Here is a 19,252-nt window from a genome sequence, read left to right on the forward strand (position 1 = left end):
CTATTCAATAGTGTTTTAATCAATCACATTTTTTCTAGATCCGAACTTTGATTCTTTCGGTTTCTGATCAAACTCAGGACTTTTTTCCACTTTAGGGTTCTGTCTTGGCTTGAAGCCACCTTGTGTTTCTGGGTTCTCCTGATCTTTGACTACATGTGGTTGAGCTGTATTTTCCCTCGGTTTTCTATGTGGTTTATGATCAGATTTTGGATGATTGGAAGATTTGTTTCCATGACTTGCAGGCTTTTTACCTTTCTTAAAATCACTTTTCGGCTTGGCGCTCGCTGAAGATGAATAGCTTGGACCTGCTTCAAAACCCTCTGGCAAAGGGAGTTTTTCTATTTCCATTCCAATTAGGCCTTCTATCCTACTGAATTTGAATTTGTCTTTTTCATTGACAAAAGTGATCGCTTCTCCTTTGCTGTCAGCTCTTGCAGTCCTACCAACTCTGTGGACATAATCTTCTGGATCATTTGGCGTATCAAAGTTGATTACCAATTCGATTCCTACCACATCGATTCCTCTGGAAATAATATCAGTTCCAACCAAAATCCTCAGTGCTCTATTCTTAAACCTTGACATGATCTGTTCACGCTCAACTTGCTCTAGGTCAGAATGAAAAGCTTCTACTTCAAAATCTTTTTTCAATACTTTGAAGAGGCTTTTTACTTTATCCTTTGTAGATGCAAAGATGATCACTGCTTCGTAATCTTTCTGCCTTAAGATGTGTTTAACCAAATCCTCTTTTTGAGAATCATAAGCTAGGTACGCTGCTTGTGTAACACCTTCTGCAGTTTTGCCCAAAGACAAACTTACTTCTTCAGGGTTGTTTAGAAGCTTTTTGGAAAACTGTCTGATTTTAGGAGGCATTGTAGCAGAGAACAAGATAGTCTGTCTATCCTTCGGGAGGTAATTCACAATAGTGAGCAAATCATCAGAAAAACCCATGTCGAGCATTCTGTCAGCTTCATCCAGGATCAAATGTTTCAAGCTATCAAGGTTGATTTTACCTCCTGCCAATAATGCTATAAGTCTGCCCGGTGTGGCTACGACAATTTCAGCACCTTGTTCCAAAGCGCGCTTTTGCTGTTCCCAGACCAAGCCATCTCCTCCTCCATAGATAGAAATCGAACTGATTCCCAAAAAGTAAGCAAAACCTTGAATCTGCTGATCGATTTGTATAGCAAGTTCGCGTGTAGGTGCCAATACCAAAGTATTAAGCTTGTTGTCTCCCAACTTTGCGATTTTGTTCAATACTGGAAGGATAAATGCTGCTGTTTTTCCTGTGCCTGTTTGTGCACATGCGATGATGTCTTTTCCCTCTAAAATAATTGGGATTGCCATTTCTTGTACAGGGGTTGGCTTTTCGAAACCCATGGCGTCAAGTCCTTCTTGTAATGACGCCTCAAAATTAAAACTATTGAAATTCAAAACTATAGTGATTTTAAGTATATAAATAAGCCCATGCAATCAATGCTAATTGTAAAGGCAGTCGAAGCAGCAAGGCCCATTTTGGTATTCCTTTCGCTCCTTTTTGATACATATAAAGATTGGCAGGAAAAACTGCTATCAATAAAATGATAATCCCAAAAGCTGCATATTGCCTCGTCAGAGGAAACAACAAACAAATTCCAAAAAGAATTTCAAAAGCTCCTGCCATTGCATTCATTATCTTGGGATAAGGAATATACGGTGGAATTATGCGTAGAAACATTCTCGGTTTCAGAAAATGCATCACTCCAGCAAAAACATATAGGCCACTCATCAAATAAAGAAAAAATGAATGCATGTAGAATTGCTCTTGTAATTGGTGATCAATGTTTATATTGAGACTAAATGTATCACAATACTCTCACATAAGCAATAATCCCTCCTTTTTTCATCATACTTCCTTTTTATTTTCACTATTCAGCAGGTTGAATGGTTTCGAAACTCATTTACATTTCAAAAGTACTGGAAAAGGGAAAATGGAGAAACGTAGCTTGCTTGCTTCCAAAAACAATCCACTATATTTGCACCTTCAAAAAACAACAAACTGATTACAATGAACAACTTTATCGAAGAATTGCGCTGGAGAGGAATGCTTCAGGACATGACACCAGAAATCGAAGAACACCTAAATAAAGGGATGGCTTCTGCATATCTAGGTTTCGATCCAACGGCAGATTCTTTGCATATCGGTCATTTGGTGGGTGTAATGACGCTTTTACACTTCCAAAGAGCGGGACACAAACCTTTCGCTTTGGTTGGTGGAGCTACTGGTATGATTGGTGACCCTAGTTTCAAATCAGCAGAAAGAAACCTTTTGGATAAGGAAACCTTAGACCACAATATCTCCTGTATCAAAAGACAGTTGGGGAAATTTCTAGACTTCAATCAGGGTTCTGAAAATAAAGCTGAGTTGGTAAACAATCACGATTGGATGGCTGATTTTTCATTTTTGGATTTTATCAGAGATGTCGGAAAGCATATCACCGTCAATTACATGATGGCCAAAGATTCTGTAAAAAGAAGACTGGAAGATGGAAATGGACTCTCGTTCACAGAATTTACTTACCAGTTGATTCAAGGGTATGATTTCTACCATCTGTGGAAAAATAACAATGTGAGCGTCCAACTTGGAGGTTCCGATCAATGGGGAAATATCGTGACTGGGACAGAAATGATCCGAAGAATGGGGTCTGGATCTGCATATGCCCTTACTGTGCCTTTGATAACCAAAGCAGATGGTACCAAATTTGGGAAAACCGAGGGAGGTTCAGTATGGCTTGATCCAGAGAAAACATCACCTTATGCATTCTATCAGTTTTGGCTAAATGTCTCAGACGAAGATGCAGCTAAGTATATAAGAATATTCACTACTCTTGACCAAGAGTCAATTTCGCAGATAGAAAAAGAACACCAAGAAGCTCCACATTTGCGTGCCTTACAAAAAGAAATTGCAAAGCAAGTGACGGTCATGGTTCATAGTGAGCAAGATTATGAAATGGCTGTCAAAGCATCTGATATTCTATTTGGAAAATCTTCCACAGAGGATTTGGCAGCATTGGATGAGAGGACATTCTTACAAGTATTTGATGGCGTTCCCCAAGTACAGCTTTCAAAAACAGATTTTGAAAGCACAGGTACTGTATTGGATCTTTTGGCTGAAAAAGCAGGCCAAGCTATCTTTCCTTCAAAAGGTGAAGGTAGAAAAATGATTCAAGGCGGAGGTGTAAGCATCAACAAAGAAAAAATCAACGATCCTAATGCTTCTGTAGAAGCCGTTTTGTTACAAGGCAAATATTTGCTTGTTCAAAAAGGAAAGAAGAATTATTATATTATTGAGGTGGTTTAGGTTCTTACAAATGATTCAAAATTCACCTCCAATGAGTGGATATAATGAATTTAGTCCCGAAATTTAAATAGGTTATATGGCCTAAAATACTAACAAAATGGCTCTAGGAATGTTTTTCTAGAGTCATTTTACATTTAAATGAAATATAATTGTACTTGTAAATCAATTATAAAATTCAACAAATTAAATCTAGCTAATTTCATTCATTGTGTTGAAAAAGAATCGGTTATATACATTCTTCTTATTCAAAGTGAATATCACTCTAACTCGAAATCCTATATAAATTGCTTTCAAATTAGTACCTTCCTTAGGGAATCACAGCCCTATCAGGATCTTGGCAAGGTTATCGGTGGTTGTGAATTGCTCTCAAATTAGTACCTTCCTTAGGGAATCACAGCATCCAATATTGACCCTAATACCTCTTTAGCGTTGTGAATTGCTCTCAAATTAGTACCTTCCTTAGGGAATCACAGCTGCGCATTTCAGATTTGCAAAGCCTGATAGGTTGTGAATTGCTCTCAAATTAGTACCTTCCTTAGGGAATCACAGCATAAGGTTAAAAACTGGTGTATGCCTATCAGTTGTGAATTGCTCTCAAATTAGTACCTTCCTTAGGGAATCACAGCTATATGAACAGAAAGGAGCTAATTGGGAAGGTTGTGAATTGCTCTCAAATTAGTACCTTCCTTAGGGAATCACAGCCATAGAGCAAATAAACCTTATCAGGGAAGAGTTGTGAATTGCTCTCAAATTAGTACCTTCCTTAGGGAATCACAGCCCAAACCATCCATTGAACTTCCTGATGTAAGTTGTGAATTGCTCTCAAATTAGTACCTTCCTTAGGGAATCACAGCTATCGCGAGCGTCATATTCCAGGCGGGCAAGTTGTGAATTGCTCTCAAATTAGTACCTTCCTTAGGGAATCACAGCAATATAAATTTATAGATTAAATAACAAATAGTTGTGAATTGCTCTCAAATTAGTACCTTCCTTAGGGAATCACAGCATACCCCACGTTAAGTGGCTGGTATGCTGTTTTTTAAGGACTTTTTTAGAAATTAAAAAAATGATTGATTTAATAAAATCTATATTCAGATCTGGCAGGTTTTCAAAACCTGCCAGATCTTCCCTACTTTCCCCACTCAAAATAATTCCAATTGCTGAGTTGGTGGTTCTGTTTCCTGCTTACTTGTTCCGAAAAATATTTCCATCATCCCAAACTGTTTATCAGTAATTGCCATGATACCAACTTTCCCTTTTGGAGGAAGATTTTTCTTAGTCCGCTTTATATGGACATCGGCATTTTCACGACTGGCGCAAAATCGCATGTAAATCGAAAACTGAAACATTGCAAAACCATCGTCCAGCAGTTTTTTCCGGAAAGAAGTGGCTACTTTTCTATCCTTGCGGGTTTCTGTTGGTAGGTCAAAAAAAACTAAGACCCACAAACTCCTGTATTGATTAAGTCGCGAGAAATATTTCTCATCCATATTCGGGGTATATGATTTTTCTGCTGATCCCAGCAAAGCATTCAAACAATGAAGCTGTAGTCCTAGATGCTGCAACCATCAAAGGACTCTTTTGACCATCTATTTTCACATCCAATGCAGGAATATTAAGCAACTCTTTCTTAAGATCTGTATTGAGTTCGGAATAATTATCTTGGTTTTCCACAATATGCGACACCACCAAATCCACATAAGGCCTATAAGGCTCCATAATATCATCCGCAAGGCAATACGCATTGTATTTATTTCTGTGCCAAATACCTACTCCAGGTAACATTCCTGAAGATACCAAAGCTCGTGCAATAACTGCCCTCAAAATTGCGTATCCATAATTGAGCAAGTTGTTAGGAGGTATTCCCACTTGTCCCCTATTGAAATCAGGGACATCAAACAATTCCTGCCAATAGATTGCTGCAGCTTGGGCTTCATGGTTGCCCGAATCACCCGAAGTCACATTTTTATATAAATATTCCATGCGTTTGGATTCCTTTCCCTTCTCCTTCAATAAAGCATATTGGTTTCGGATCTTGGAAGTGACGGTTTGTTGCCAAAGGTTTTTCTTGAGCGGTTGGGATGCTTCCAACTGATACCTGACCCGCTCCGTCTGTTCTGTATGTCCCTGCATGGGGAGCAACAAGCCTTCTGGAAGATGTTGGGCATTGCAGGATACTACGGCCACTTTCCTGTCGGTAAGCTTCGCTAGCAAACCATTTGTAATGGTAATCTGCTGGTTTTCCAGCACAATCATCCCCAAATCCTCTATTGGGACTGTCTTATCAGCCTTGTCAGCCTCAGGGAAAGAAATATGCAGCTGCTCTTTTTTGGTACTGAGATAAGCAGGGTTACCGAAGAAAAGGGTTCTTTTGATCATATAAGTTTAAATTTAAAGACCTGCCAGTCCGCCGCGGCGGGCTGGCAGGTCTTTGCGTTCATTACTCCAAATATTTATTGATTAATCATTCCTTTTTCATTTCCATCATATTTTTCACATGCTCCCGGCCATCAAAGAAATTATTATAATAAGTTCTCTCTACATTTGAAGGTTTTTCGGGATTCTGATATGCATGCCAACTTGACCATTTCCAGTTTGCATGATCTTTGACAAAACCATGCTTTACCGGATTAAGGTGGATATAAAAGAAAGGTTCCTGCCATTGTCTTTCGTCGAGAATGGGGGTTCTTTTAAAATGTTCGACAAAAAGGCTTCCTCTTCTTTCAAATCTTTTGTTAAAAGCTTTATAGTAAGAATTAAAAAAATCGCTAAAAGCTTTCTTGACCGGATTTTTTGAGGCATGACCAAGCTTGGTAGGAGAAAGACCTGCCAGGTTTTGAAAACCTGGCAGGTCTAAACCTGACTTTACACAGACTAGCAAATGAAAATGATTTGGCATCAGACAAAAGGCATAGGTGTCTACCATTTCCCCCAAATACTTAGTGTACTGCTGTAAGAAAAAGCGATAATTTTCCTCTTCTCGGAAGATATTCTCTATTCCGTTGGCATGGTTAAAGATATGGTAAGATAGACCTAGTTCCATTTTTAGAATTTATAGACATTTCCTATTCTATCAATACTCAGTTTTAAACAACACTCTTTAATTCTCATGTAAGATTCGATTGTTAATTCCTGTTTATTTAAACTTCCAAGCTCCCCAATTTTTGTTTTTGAATCATAATTTTTAATTAGTGATGCAATATCACCTCTTACAAAATGACATTCTGATCCAGTACAACTTACCATTTTATAAATCCTATCAACTTGATCTTTTGAAAGATTATTGAAATCGATGGTATTAACATCTTCTTCAAGTTCCGGTACATACACTAATTCATTTGGAGATAAATGAAGAAAGAGTTTATCTCCTTTTTCATTTAAGAGTGGCACTGGACCTTGGCCTTGTTTAAGTCTTTCCATTACTATATTAAATGGAATTGTTTCATAACTTCTCTTTCCTTCCTCGTTCACATATATAGCAAAGAACAAATTGGTTCCTTTAGCTGCTTCTACAAACTTGGCTTTTTTGTTCCCTTTATGTCCTATTTGGAACTTATTACCTTTTGTTTCATAAGTTCTAACTTTATAAATTGGCTGATGAAATTTCCCCCCATTTAAGGTTTGAATGTTTCTGTTCATTTCATCAATACCTTCAGGGGTGAATGCTAGCGTTTCAGGATCAATAATTTGACCTTTATCATTTTTGATACCTCTATAACTATTAAGATGATTTAGAAGTATAGTCTGAATTCCAGTATCTGTGATAGATTGGATTTTTTTCTCTGAAAAAGATGTATCTAAGGAAACTCTAGATGCAGCCAGATCCTTTTCGAAAAAATAAATATCTACTTTAGATACATCTTTTCCTTCAAATTGATATTCTCTATCTTTGAAAAATTTAAAAAGAAGTTTATTGTCATAATTAAGGTTTTTGAGCTCAATTATTTTTTTCTTAAGCTTCTTATTCAGAATGGCATTGTGATTATCCAAAGCCAACCTTAAAGCAACAGTTTTAACTTTTCTAAGCTCAATCAAGCCTGATACAGTATCCTTATGTATAGGCTTTCTGATAGCCCAAGCATCACCTTTAACTTGTTTAGTATGAGCCTTTACTGGATTGCCACTCTTATCTTTTCTTAACTTGCCTTCTTCATCAAAATAGCTTTTGTATTTATTTGAGGTTCTGTTGATAACCCTAAGGTTTTGTTTGAAGCTTACAACAACTTTTTCCAAATGTTCTTTTGTTTCAATTGTGAAAGATTCCCAAGGTTTGTGAAAAACCCATTCAAAATTTTCAGTTGAATCAGAGTTGGTCTTTTTGTAGCATAGCTTATGCTTTAAATCAAATCTCCGTTTCATTTTTTCATCCTTTCCTTTATATCTTTTACCCAATGCATGCTCATTGTTCAAATAATTAGCATGATCTATTGTCGCACAAGCAATAACAAGGGCATCCAAAGCATGGTGTCTATGATCAATCCTCTTTTTTTTAAATCCCCTTGCATACTCAATTGGAATAGTCGGTAAGAATTTCTGATGGTTTTTATTCCATGCAGTGAAGGCAGTACTTGCCGAAATTTGATTCATCCTTTCAAACCTCGGAAGGATTAAGTCATTCCAAATATCATTCAAACCCCAATCATGTTTGAGCTCATTGGTGATTTTTCCATTTCCCGGAATAATATGCTTCGAATTAAACCCAGAGTCATTTTGATTAGACCTTACAATATTTGATAAAATAGAGGTAATATATTTACTTATGTATCTCGTATCATTCAATTGCCTTTCAACCATTTTTTCCGGTAATTCATCCATCAATAACTTCCTTTTCTTAGCAGGGTTTTTTGAATAATTTTCTTGGACAAAAGATTTAAATGCGTTTTCAGAAAAAATTTCAACTTCTTCTCCCATACCTAAAGTAACCCTTTGACCATGGAAATTTTTAATAAATTCAAACCCCATCATTTTATCCTTCAGCTTGTTAACAGCTGCTTCACAAATGACTTTATTACTCAAACTATCATCAAAAAACCTCGATTGAGGAATTACATGTTCTATTTCATATGCTGAAGTAAAAAGCTTATTTAAGGGAATAACTTTACCTGTATATGGAGACATGTATTTCTGTTCCAACCACAATTTGTATCTCTGTAAATCCGCTTTTGATGGCTGCGCCGTTTTACTGATTTTTAAAATTTCATCTGGAATTTCAATACTGGATTTTAAAACACCTTCCTCATAGATTTTGAGGATTTCTTGCTGCATAGGTGAAAATGGCCTTACATTGTAAACATCTGGGTCATGTAATAGCTCAGCCAGAAATGCTTTAATCCTAAGATTAGTATTTTCATTCTCTGATATTACTTTTGAAAGCCTCTCTCTTTCACTAGCTGGGTTTTTCATATCCCTACCTAGCTCTATATGTATTTCGTCAAAGAAATCCATGTTACCTTTTCCATATTTAACCCATATATCTTTTACCACTCTAAGAGTTTCAACAATCACCTGCTCAACAATTGGATTTCTTAATGAATGTTGTTTGAATTCTTTTATGAAACATTCTAATTCTTCACTTGAATTCCATTTAGTGATTTCTGAAGCTTCAGAATGCCTACCATAAACTAAGTAATTTACAAACCAAACAGGTAGTCCTTGAAAATCTTCAATAGAAGTAAACTCTTTCGAAAGTTCTCTGATTTTATCTTTAATTTCTAGATCAAACTCACCGTTCAATATTTTTTCAATCCGTTCTATTGTTAAAGCTTCAATATTTTTTGAATTCCAATTAGATCCAAACCTCATTAATGGGAGTAACCTTTTTATTGCTTTAAGTGAATATGCTCCATAATCACTTTTGTAGGGAGGTGTCTTCTTAAAGTTCTCTACAAAAGATTCAACATCAAGCCCATTTTTCTTAGAAAATGATTTCAGAGCTTTTTCAAATTCTATTTTATCGGTTACTGAATATATTATATGCCATAGTGATTCTTCAAATTCATCTGTAAAAATCTCAGAGTTATAGTTTTTAACTTTTTCAAGCCTTTTTAAAATTTCATATCTTGTTGGATTACAAGGATATACTTTTGACTCTCCTTTCTCCACATCATAAACGTAATTCCATTTATAATTGGAACTTTCTTTAGTCAAGTCCTTTCCTTTCAATCCTTCTTTTGAAAGAAAGAAAGTCATTAACCTTTTACAGTCAATATCTTTTTGGATTATCAAAAAGTTTAAAAGGTCCTCAGTTTGATCAAGGTTGCCAAGAAAATTTTCAGTTACATATTTTTCATCCTTAATTCTAATAATTCTTAGATTATTTATCCATTGTAACAATCTAAACTCTTGATATAATGGGTGAGATTTTGAAGCTACCTTCAAAGGAATCACTTTTTCTAAGCCATCTTCCTTGTAAACTCTAGCCTCTAAGGGGCAATTTGATATGGAGGACTTTTGACTTCTTAATGGTCTTTGGTAAAATATAATGTCCTCAACCAAAAGGTGAATGATATCCTGATTTAAAAGAAGATTTTGCTGTGAGATATTATTCCTATATAGCTCCCGGATACAATCCGATAAAATTCCTGTATCTGCAAGTTCGTGATGAAATCGCTTCTGTGATCTTAGAATGACGTTTATTTCCTCTTTATAAAATTTTCTTTCAATAGTTCTGATTAAGTCACCCTTAATTTTCTGTTTAGGGTTTGTAAGCAGGTTATCATAGATAAATTCTCCAACCGTCTTTTCAGAATCTTTTATTTCTTTTTCAGTTTTTTTCTTTCTAAGTCCCCAATCATCCTCGCTTGGAGCCCGGAAACTTCTTTTTTCATTTCCTTCTTTATCTAATTTCACATTACCATCTTCATCTAGATCTGTTGTCACAATGAAATCTTTCGATTTATCTAACCAATCATCCATTGGGACTTTGCTTGACCTACGATAAACCCAACCATTTTCCAAGGTTAATGAATACCATGTTTCGCCTTTCCTATTAGGACTATCATCGTTTTTGATTTCTATTACCCTTAAAGAATAGAATTCTTCCAATTTGTTAGGCTTCTCCTCTTCATCTTCACCCCTTAACTGATAATAGCCTCTTTTTTGATTAAAATTTAGTATTAACCAAGCCAACTCTTCTTTTTCTATCTTTTTAGAAAGGGCTTTTTTTCTCAAATAATAAATAGTCCAGTCATATGGGATTTTTTTTCCATCGTCAACAAACTCTGGCTGACTAGATTTAAAATCTGAAAGCATTTCCTCAAACGAATTTTTGAAAATGAACTTGTTATCATCATACGCTAATTTTGGTTCTGACTCTCCAATAAACTTTCCTAACTTTTCCTGAAAATCTATTTGTTTAGAAAAATGAATAGGTAAAAAGTTTAATATGTTTAAAACTCTTAATAACCTTTCTCTTCTTAGTAAATGTCTTTCTCTAAGCCTTCTAACTCCTCTCAATTTTGTTCTTTCCGCTGTCTGAGATATTGAATTTCCTTTTTCGAATTCTCCCAAAACATCTTGACTCATAGGGATAATTCTAGACCCCATTCCTAAAATCTTACCTTTCTTTTGTTCAAAATCCTGTTCCACCAAAGCCCAACCGATAGAGTTAGTCCCCAAATCCAATCCTAAAATCTTTTTCATATATTTTTATTTTTGAGTTTATCTACTATCTTTGAAATACTAATTTGAAGCAATTCACAATAAGGATTATTCCGTTGTGAAAACATTTAAGAGGGCCTCGATAGATTTTTCTATCGAGGTCGTCTTTTTTATTATAACATAGCAAATACTTACACGAACTGTTAATAAGATCGGCTAGCTTATATACTTCACTGAAAATAATTTTATCAAAAGTCATTGTTTGTAATTTTATTGAAAAAATTTTCAAGCAATCTTTTCAAAAACGAAAATTCATTACCTCAACAATTTCAGAGCTCAATTTCTACTCCTTTTTTAGCCTCCAATTAATCCATCCCTAAACTAACACTATCTTTTTTTTAAAAAAATACCAACTACAGGGTATTTTTGCTATTTGACACTATTTGACACAAAAAAAATTACTGTAAATCTTTAGAATAGATTAAATTTTTATGATTTTCTAAATTTCATAAATCCCAGAAATCCGAAAACCTTCCTGATTTCATTTACACGCTATTTATAAAAACCTGATTATTAATAAAACCAAAAAGGTTTGCTGATTTAAGACAATAACCATTACAAAAATGAGGAGTCTTCCTTTTTAATGTTATTTGATTCTAGTTTCCTATATTAGCCAAATGAACCTAAAAACACCTTTTTACCTATTGATGTTCTTGTTTGCGTTGCAAGGTTTTGCACAAAGTACAGAACCAATTGGAGTCATAGAAACAACTGAAGGAACAATTTACATTCAGCTGTTTGCTGAGACTCCAAAGCATAAAGCAAGTTTTGTTGAGCTTGCTTCTGACGGATATTGGGATTCCCTGAGTTTCAATCGAGTGATTCCAAACTTTGTGGCTCAAGCTGGCTGTCCTGATACAGAGGAAGGTTTTACAGATCCTGATTATCTGCTCGAACCTGAGTTTGTAAAAGGAATCACCCATGTGTACGGGGCAGTTGGTGCTGGCAGAGATGATAATCCAGGGAAATTGTCCGCAAGATGTCAGTTCTATATTGTGCAAAATAAAAATGGCTTACATCGTTTGAATGATAATTACACAGTATTTGGTCAAGTAATCAAGGGGATGGATGTTGTTGATAAAATTGTCCTGGTAAAAAGAGACTCAAATGATGAACCGCTAACTCCTATTACTATGTCTGTGAAAATCATCCAAATGACAAAGGCAGAAATCAAGAACATGGTAGAAAATCCCTGATAGTTTTGACAAAATCAAATACTACTGATTACTTTACGTTTATATTTTATAATTTCAAGGCATGATTTGGGCATATCCAGAAGGAAATACGATTATATGGTTGGCAATCATCTTTGGATTGCTATACACAGTTTACTTATACAGGTTTTATCTTATCAATAAAAAACTTGAGGTCAAAAAACACCGGATTTTCATGAAGATGATCCTTCGGGTTGCTTACTTTGTTTTATTTATTGTAGCATTTGCAGGTCCATCGATCGGAACATCTTTGAAAGAAATCAAAGAGGAAGGCAAAGATATCTTTATTGCTGTGGATTTGTCGCAGTCCATGAATGCTACAGACATTGGCCCTTCTAGGTTACAGCGAGTGAAATTTGAGCTCAAAAATCTCACAAAACGTTTTGCCGGTGATAGAATAGGTTTGATCATCTTTAGTTCGGAGGCTTTTGTACAGTGCCCACTTACTTTTGATCAAAATGTACTTCAGCTTCATATTGATGGATTGAATACGGGATTGGTTCCTAACCAAGGAACAGACATCAATGCTCCCCTACAAATGGCCTTGTCTAAATTCCAAAATGATGAAAGACCTGAAACGAATAGCCGTTCTGTAATTTTGATTTCAGATGGTGAAGATTTCGGGGACAATTTCAGAACAATCATAAATGATCTCAATGACGCAGGTATCAAGATCTTTAGCTTGGGAATAGGTACTTCTCAGGGAAGTACAATTCCACGAGGAAATTCTGTAATAATGGATCCTGCTACCAATCAACCGGCAATCTCTAGATTAGAAACGAGCAATCTAAAATACCTCGCTGCACAGACTGAAGGTGGTTATTTTGAAATCAGTGACGAAGTTCAGGAAACATCAGATCTGATTGCAGCAATAGAAAGACAAGAAGGATCCGTCACAGGTAGCAGAATGGTAGAAGCATCTGCCAACAAGTATTTCTATTTTCTGCTTGCAGCTTTGTGCCTTGCCCTTGTTGATATGATTTTGCCATTGCGTACCATCAATCTTTAATTTAATTATCATAGATATATATGTTGATAATCAGTAGAATAACATTATTTATTTTATTATTCATACCGGGATCCTGGATGGAGATTTCGAAGAAAAATGCTGCTATCAAAGAAGCTGAAAAAAGCTATGGCGAAGCTAAATACGAAAAATCAATAGAGGATCACCTTAAGTTAAATACCGAATTTGGAATCAATAATGCTGCTTCTACTTTTAACTTGGCATTGAGTTACCAGTACGCTGAGAAACATGAAGAAGCGCAACGCACATTTATGTCTTTGCTTAGCTCAGATGACAAAATGATCGCCTCCTTTGCATCAAACCACAATGGAATGCTTTTGGCAAATGATAAGAAGTACAAAGAAGCACTAGAGGCATTCAAATACTCTCTGATCAAAGATCCCAACAATGAATCTGCTCGATATAATTATGAACTTTTAGCCAGGTGGCTAGAAGAAAATGAAGATCAGCAAGATCAGGATCAAGATGATGAAGGTGAGGACGAAGAGAATGAAGATGATCAGGAGAAAGATGACCAAAATCAAGACGAGAAGGATCAAGAGAAAAAAGACGAAAATAAAAAGAATGGTGAAGGTGAAGAAGAAGCTGATAATGAAGAAGATGTAGATTCCGAGAAGAAAGAGGATAAAGACGGTGAAAAATCACAGAATGAAAAGGATTCACAAGAACCTAGTGAACTCGATAGCGACCTGAGTGAAAGAGAAAAAGCCCAAGAGCAACTAAAAGAAAGGTTGAAAGAAATGAACCTTACGCCAGAACAAGCTGCACAAATTCTCGATGCCATGAATGCAGCAGAACTCCGCTATATCCAACAAAATCGTAAAAAGCCAACCAAAAAAGCCGAAAGAGGGTTGCCTGAATGGTAGGTTTAGATTTGAAATGTGAGACATGAGACGTAGGACGGGAGGAGACAAAGTGTCTACGACTACGTCACCTCGATCCCGAAAGCATTCGGGAGAAGCTTGTCCCGCAGAATTGCGGGGAGGTCTCGTCCCTTTTTGAAACTGGAAAGTTAAAAGTGAAGATGGGGTGTAAAATTCAGTATGAGATTTCTCCCCGTAATTCTACGGGGCAGGCTCCTTTAGTCGAAATGACTTACCTATAAATAGAGAGAATAAAGTAAAGTAAATGCAGGACTTGATATCCAATACCAAAATCTTATAATTTTACAATCATACAATTTTCAAATTCTTAAATATATAAACCCAAATGAAAGAAGTATATATCGTATCCGCAGTCAGAACCCCACTTGGGAGTTTTGGAGGTAAATTAGCAGGACTTACAGCCATTGAACTTGGAAGCATCGCTATCAAAGGTGCCCTGACAAAAGCAGGCTTAGATCCAAAAGAGGTAGAAGAAGTGATCATGGGTAATGTAATCTCTGCCAACTTGGGACAGGCTCCAGCCCGTCAAGCGGCCATAGGTGCTGGAATTGGGTATAATGTACCTTGTACGACAGTGAATAAAGTCTGCTCGTCTGGAATGAAAGCTGTGATGTTTGCCGCTCAGTCAATCATGACTGGTCAAAATGATGTTGTCATAGCTGGAGGTATGGAAAGTATGTCAAATGTACCCTATTATGTTCCTAAGGCAAGATTTGGTTACAAGTATGGAAATGCCGAATTCGTAGATGGCTTGGTGAAGGACGGCTTGTTTGAAGTTTATTATAAATTCCCTATGGGAAATTGTGCTGAGAATACAGCCAAGGAAATGAAAATCTCTAGAGAAGATCAAGACAATTACGCTATCCAATCTTACACAAGATCTGCTGAGGCTTGGAAAAATGGTTCTTTCAAAGACGAGGTAGTTCCTGTAGAAATTACGGGAAGAAAAGGTGAGAAAATCGTCATCGACGAAGATGAAGAATTCAAAAATGTCATGTTTGACAAAATACCTTCACTTAGACCTGTTTTTGACAAAGAAGGAACTGTCACTGCTGCAAATGCTTCAACAATGAATGATGGTGCATCAGCTTTGGTGTTGATGAGCAAAGAGAAAGTTCAAGAACTTGGTTTGAAACCTATAGCGAAAATCCGTGGTTTTGCAGATGCAGCACAAGATCCTATGTGGTTTACGACTGCTCCTGCCCTAGCTATTCCAAAAGCTATCAAAAATGCAGGTTTGACTGAAAATGATGTTGACTTTTATGAAATCAATGAAGCTTTTGCAGCTGTTGCTATAGCAAATCAAAAGCAGCTAAACCTTGATAATGATAAGCTCAATGTCTTTGGTGGTGCCGTATCTTTGGGTCATCCACTTGGAGCATCAGGTGCTAGGATTATTGCTACTTTGACCAGCGTATTGGGTCAGAAAAATGGCAAGATAGGTGTAGCAGGGATTTGTAATGGCGGTGGTGGTGCTTCTGCGATCGTCATTGAGAAACTTTAAATAATCAAAACTTCAGATACCAATCTTTAGGAATGCAAATTCAGAAGGATTCTGATCGAAAAGACAAAGGATTTCAAATAGTGAATTCTTTGTCTTTTTTGATTAATATTACCCAATACAAAACAAATCTTTGCTCACAAATGACAATAAAAACCATCTTAATTGTTTTATTTTTAACTTTACCTACATATATTCTATTTGCTCAAAACCAGACAATTAAAACATATTATGATGAGCAAAAACTGGCAGTGAAAGAAATCATTGAACAGCAAAATGGAGTTAAGGACGGACCCTATCTGTTATACTACGAAGGTGGAAGCCTGGCAGTAAAAGGCAATTATGTAAATGGAAAAAGAGAAGGTATATTTATTGATTTTTTTCCTGAAACAAATGACACGTTAAGAATCACTTCTTATAGTAATGACAAAAAAGAAGGGATTTCGAAATCATTCTATAGTACTGGAGAACTTTCGCAGCTTTTGAATTATCAAAATGATCAAATTGAAGGTGAGTTGATAACTTATCATGAAAATGGGATAGTTATTAGCAAAGCTATTTTCTCAAATAATAAACCTAATGGCATAACCTTAATTTCTGACTTGTCAGGAATACTTACCGAAAAGAGGTCTTATGTAGATGGGATTTTGGAAGGTCAGCAGCAAAGCTTTTACAAAAATGGACAATTACTCAAAAACTCAACATTTAAGAACGGTAAATTGCATGGTGTAGTTGAGACTTATAGAGAGAATGGAAAATTAAGGTCTAGGGTAAACTTCAAAAATGGCTATCAGCATGGGACTTTTGAAGAATTTCATGAAAATGGTCAATTAGCCAAACAAGGTAAATATAGGAATGGAGATCCTGATGGTGAATTCAAAAGCTTTTTTCCAAATGGAGAATTACTAGAAATCACTAAGTTCAAGCGAGGCTTGCCTATTGGTACGTTTGTAAGCTATTACGAAAATGGTCAAATTCAAGAAAAGACTATTCATGACAAGTATTACGAAATAACGATGATTATAGCATACCATGAAAATGGTAAAGTTCAGAAGGAAGTGAATTTCGAATATGGAAATCAGCACGGCATGACTTACGTTTACTTTCCTTCTGGTCAATTGAAAGAGGAACTCCCCTACCAAAGAGGAAAAGTCCATGGAATCCAAAAAGTATATTCTGAAAGTGGAGAAATCATATTGGAGAGATTTTTCACCGATGGTAAATTAACTGGACTTCGGGAGCCGAAATAAAAAGAAAATGTCAATAATTCGTGCATTTCTGGTTTCAAACACAAATGCTTTTTCTATTTTTGTTCAAAGATTAAAACATGAATGGTGCAATAAAAGAAACCCATTTTGAATTTCCCGGACAACAGGGATTTTACAAGGGTAAAGTTAGAGATGTGTATATGTTTGAGGATACCATAGCAGTAGTAGCCACAGATCGTATTTCAGCATTTGATGTCGTATTACCCAAGCCGATTCCTTACAAAGGACAAGTTCTAAATCAGATCGCAGCAAAATTTCTCAAAGCAACAGCAGATATTGTCCCAAACTGGGTCACTTCCACTCCTGATCCGAATGTAACTGTAGGTAAAAAATGTGAACCTTTCAAAGTAGAAATGGTAATCCGTGGTTACCTTGCCGGCCATGCTGCCAGAGAATATGCTGCTGGAAAAAGAGTTCTTTGCGGAGTAGCGTTGCCGGATGGATTGCAGGAAAACGACAAGCTGCCAAGACCAATCATCACACCTACCACCAAAGCAGATGAGGGACATGATGAAGATATTTCCAAGGAATCAATTCTGGAAAAAGGCATTGTGAGTGCAGAGGATTATGATATTTTGGAAAAATATACACATGCTCTTTATGAAAGAGGAACGCAGATCGCAGCAGAAATGGGCTTGATCTTAGTGGATACAAAGTATGAATTTGGAAAATATGAAGGAGAAATCTATTTGATTGACGAAATCCATACACCTGATTCATCAAGGTATTTTTATGCTGAAGGCTATGAACTAAATCAAAAACAAGGAAAAGCCCAAAAACAACTTTCAAAGGAATTTGTTAGACAATGGCTAATCTCAAATGGTTTCCAAGGAAAAGAAGGTCAGAATGTCCCTGAAATGCCAGCTTCATTTGTAGAAGAGATTTCTGACAGATATATTGAGCTTTATGAAAAAATAACCGGAGAAAAATTCATCAAAGCAGACACGGAAAATTTGGAAAAAAGAATTGAAGATGCGGTTTTGAAGGAGTTAGAAGGTTGAATTTATTTAAAACACAAAAAAATTATCATTTAAAATACGAATATGAAATACTCAGTAGATAAAAAAGAACAGTACGTAGTGTTTACCCCTCTTGAGGAAAAATTAGATTCTGCACTTTCTCCTAAGTTGAAATCAGAGCTATTGACAGTACATGCAGAAGGATATCACAATTTAGTAATAGATATGAGTCAGGTAAAGTATGCTGATTCAAGTGGGCTGAGTGCATTGCTGGTTGGAAATAGGGAATTTAGCCGTGATGGTGGGATTTTTGTGATTTCTGGATTGCAGGATCACGTTACAAAATTGATCAAAATATCAATGCTTGATAAAGTTTTCAATATTGTGGAGACATTGGAGGAAGCAGCTGAGGCTATTTTTATCCATGAGATTGAGAATGGAGGAAGTGAAGAGGAAGAGGAAGAAGAAGAAAATTAATCTTGGAATTTGAAGTTACCATTTTAGGTTCCAATTCTGCGATTCCGGCCCATGGTCGAAATCAAACTGCGCAGTTGGTCAATGTAGGATCTTCCTCCCTCCTTTTGGATTGTGGAGAAGGGACTCAAATCCAGCTGCGCAAATTTAAAACGAAATACAGTCGTGTTGATCATATTTTTATCAGCCATCTACATGGAGACCATTATTATGGGCTGATGGGCTTGCTTTCCACCTACCACCTTCACAAAAGAGTTAAGCTTCTCACAATCTATGGTCCTGCAGGATTGGATGAGATTATTACGACCAATTTCAAATACAGTAATACACGATTGAATTTTCCATTAAGATTCATTGCCACCAATCCAAATGAAAAGGAATTGATTTTGGAAGAAAAAAACTATAAAGTTTTCTCTTTTCCTCTCAAACATAGGATTCCTTGTACTGGTTTTATCATTCAGGAAAAGCAAGCTATGTTAAGAATGAATAAGCAAATGTTGTTGGAGAACAAAATCAGTATTGAAGCGATCAATACCTTGAGGAATGGTAAGGATTTTTTGGATGAAAACGGGGATCTTCTTTATTTGGTAAAGGATTACACCCTTCCTCCAGAGCCGCTTCGTTCCTATGCTTTTTGTTCTGATACCATTTTCGATCCTGTTGATTTGGTCGAATACATCAAAGATTCAAGTACAATCTATCATGAGGCCACTTTTGGTGATGAAGAAGAAGTCCGTGCGATGGAAACTTTCCACAGTACAGCTTCTCAAGCAGGAAAAATCGCCGAATTAGTACAAGCAAAAAAACTACTTATAGGCCATTATTCCACAAGATATCTAGATTTAGAGCCTTTATTGCTACAAGCTAAAACCAACTTTCAGAATACCTTTTTGAGTGAAGAAGGAATTACCTATCAAATAGACTAAAGA

15 protein-coding genes and 1 CRISPR repeat array are annotated in these 19,252 nt (G+C 36.2%); of the genes, 9 read left to right on the forward strand and 6 right to left on the reverse strand.

Features of this window, described 5'->3' with window-relative positions; genetic code table 11:
• Nucleotides 1-15: 15 nt before the first annotated feature.
• Nucleotides 16-1,431, reverse strand: a complete 1,416-nt coding sequence (locus tag MM213_RS00600) for a DEAD/DEAH box helicase (RefSeq protein ID WP_241409347.1) — start codon at nt 1,429-1,431, stop codon at nt 16-18.
• Between the two features lie 13 nt (nt 1,432-1,444).
• Nucleotides 1,445-1,789, reverse strand: a complete 345-nt coding sequence (locus MM213_RS00605; protein ID WP_241409348.1) for a DoxX family protein — start codon at nt 1,787-1,789, stop codon at nt 1,445-1,447.
• Between the two features lie 255 nt (nt 1,790-2,044).
• On the opposite strand from MM213_RS00605, the gene tyrS reads away from it, so the two are divergent.
• Nucleotides 2,045-3,337: a tyrosine--tRNA ligase gene (gene tyrS / locus MM213_RS00610; protein ID WP_241409349.1), complete on the forward strand. Its 1,293-nt coding sequence runs from the start codon at nt 2,045-2,047 to the stop codon at nt 3,335-3,337.
• 276 nt (nt 3,338-3,613) lie between these two features.
• Nucleotides 3,614-4,343: direct repeats of the CRISPR family, unit length 46 nt; unit sequence GTTGTGAATTGCTCTCAAATTAGTACCTTCCTTAGGGAATCACAGC.
• A 136-nt stretch (nt 4,344-4,479) separates the two neighbouring features.
• Here the strand turns inward: tyrS and cas2 are convergent.
• The 4 genes from cas2 to cas9 form a co-directional block, all read right to left on the reverse strand.
• Nucleotides 4,480-4,827, reverse strand: coding sequence for a CRISPR-associated endonuclease Cas2 (gene cas2 / locus MM213_RS00615; protein WP_241274647.1), 348 nt, complete (start codon nt 4,825-4,827; stop codon nt 4,480-4,482).
• Nucleotides 4,820-5,716 carry a type II CRISPR-associated endonuclease Cas1 gene (gene cas1 / locus MM213_RS00620; RefSeq protein WP_241409350.1) on the reverse strand — a complete coding sequence of 299 codons (897 nt, stop codon included), beginning with the start codon at nt 5,714-5,716 and terminating at the stop codon, nt 4,820-4,822. Before cas1 ends, cas2 begins: the two co-directional genes overlap by 8 nt.
• Before the next feature lie 85 nt (nt 5,717-5,801).
• Nucleotides 5,802-6,380 carry a transposase gene (locus tag MM213_RS00625; RefSeq protein ID WP_241409351.1) on the reverse strand — a complete coding sequence of 193 codons (579 nt, stop codon included), beginning with the start codon at nt 6,378-6,380 and terminating at the stop codon, nt 5,802-5,804.
• 2 nt (nt 6,381-6,382) lie between these two features.
• Nucleotides 6,383-10,978, reverse strand: a complete 4,596-nt coding sequence (gene cas9 / locus MM213_RS00630; RefSeq protein WP_241409352.1) for a type II CRISPR RNA-guided endonuclease Cas9 — start codon at nt 10,976-10,978, stop codon at nt 6,383-6,385.
• Nucleotides 10,979-11,613: 635 nt separating this feature from the next.
• Between cas9 and MM213_RS00635 the strand changes: the two genes are divergently transcribed.
• From MM213_RS00635 to MM213_RS00670, 8 genes are all read left to right on the forward strand, one after another.
• Complete coding sequence (locus MM213_RS00635) at nt 11,614-12,192, forward strand: peptidylprolyl isomerase (RefSeq protein WP_241409353.1); 579 nt, start codon at nt 11,614-11,616, stop codon at nt 12,190-12,192.
• Between the two features lie 61 nt (nt 12,193-12,253).
• The gene (locus MM213_RS00640; RefSeq protein ID WP_241409354.1) at nt 12,254-13,219 is read left to right on the forward strand and encodes a vWA domain-containing protein; all 966 of its coding nucleotides are present in this window, start codon (nt 12,254-12,256) and stop codon (nt 13,217-13,219) included.
• Nucleotides 13,220-13,296: 77 nt separating this feature from the next.
• Nucleotides 13,297-14,103, forward strand: coding sequence for a hypothetical protein (locus tag MM213_RS00645; RefSeq protein ID WP_241409355.1), 807 nt, complete (start codon nt 13,297-13,299; stop codon nt 14,101-14,103).
• 343 nt (nt 14,104-14,446) lie between these two features.
• Nucleotides 14,447-15,625 (forward strand): acetyl-CoA C-acyltransferase, encoded by a 1,179-nt coding sequence (locus tag MM213_RS00650; RefSeq protein ID WP_241409356.1) that lies wholly within the window; start codon nt 14,447-14,449, stop codon nt 15,623-15,625.
• Nucleotides 15,626-15,765: 140 nt separating this feature from the next.
• Nucleotides 15,766-16,872: a toxin-antitoxin system YwqK family antitoxin gene (locus MM213_RS00655; protein ID WP_241409357.1), complete on the forward strand. Its 1,107-nt coding sequence runs from the start codon at nt 15,766-15,768 to the stop codon at nt 16,870-16,872.
• A gap of 77 nt (nt 16,873-16,949) precedes the next feature.
• Nucleotides 16,950-17,891 (forward strand): phosphoribosylaminoimidazolesuccinocarboxamide synthase, encoded by a 942-nt coding sequence (locus MM213_RS00660; RefSeq protein WP_241409358.1) that lies wholly within the window; start codon nt 16,950-16,952, stop codon nt 17,889-17,891.
• A 42-nt stretch (nt 17,892-17,933) separates the two neighbouring features.
• Complete coding sequence (locus MM213_RS00665) at nt 17,934-18,326, forward strand: STAS domain-containing protein (protein ID WP_241409359.1); 393 nt, start codon at nt 17,934-17,936, stop codon at nt 18,324-18,326.
• Between the two features lie 2 nt (nt 18,327-18,328).
• Nucleotides 18,329-19,249 carry a ribonuclease Z gene (locus MM213_RS00670; RefSeq protein ID WP_241409360.1) on the forward strand — a complete coding sequence of 307 codons (921 nt, stop codon included), beginning with the start codon at nt 18,329-18,331 and terminating at the stop codon, nt 19,247-19,249.
• Nucleotides 19,250-19,252: the final 3 nt, after the last annotated feature.

Origin of the sequence: Belliella alkalica (genome assembly GCF_022549785.1) — a bacterium.
In the GTDB taxonomy this organism is placed as follows: domain Bacteria; phylum Bacteroidota; class Bacteroidia; order Cytophagales; family Cyclobacteriaceae; genus Belliella; species Belliella alkalica.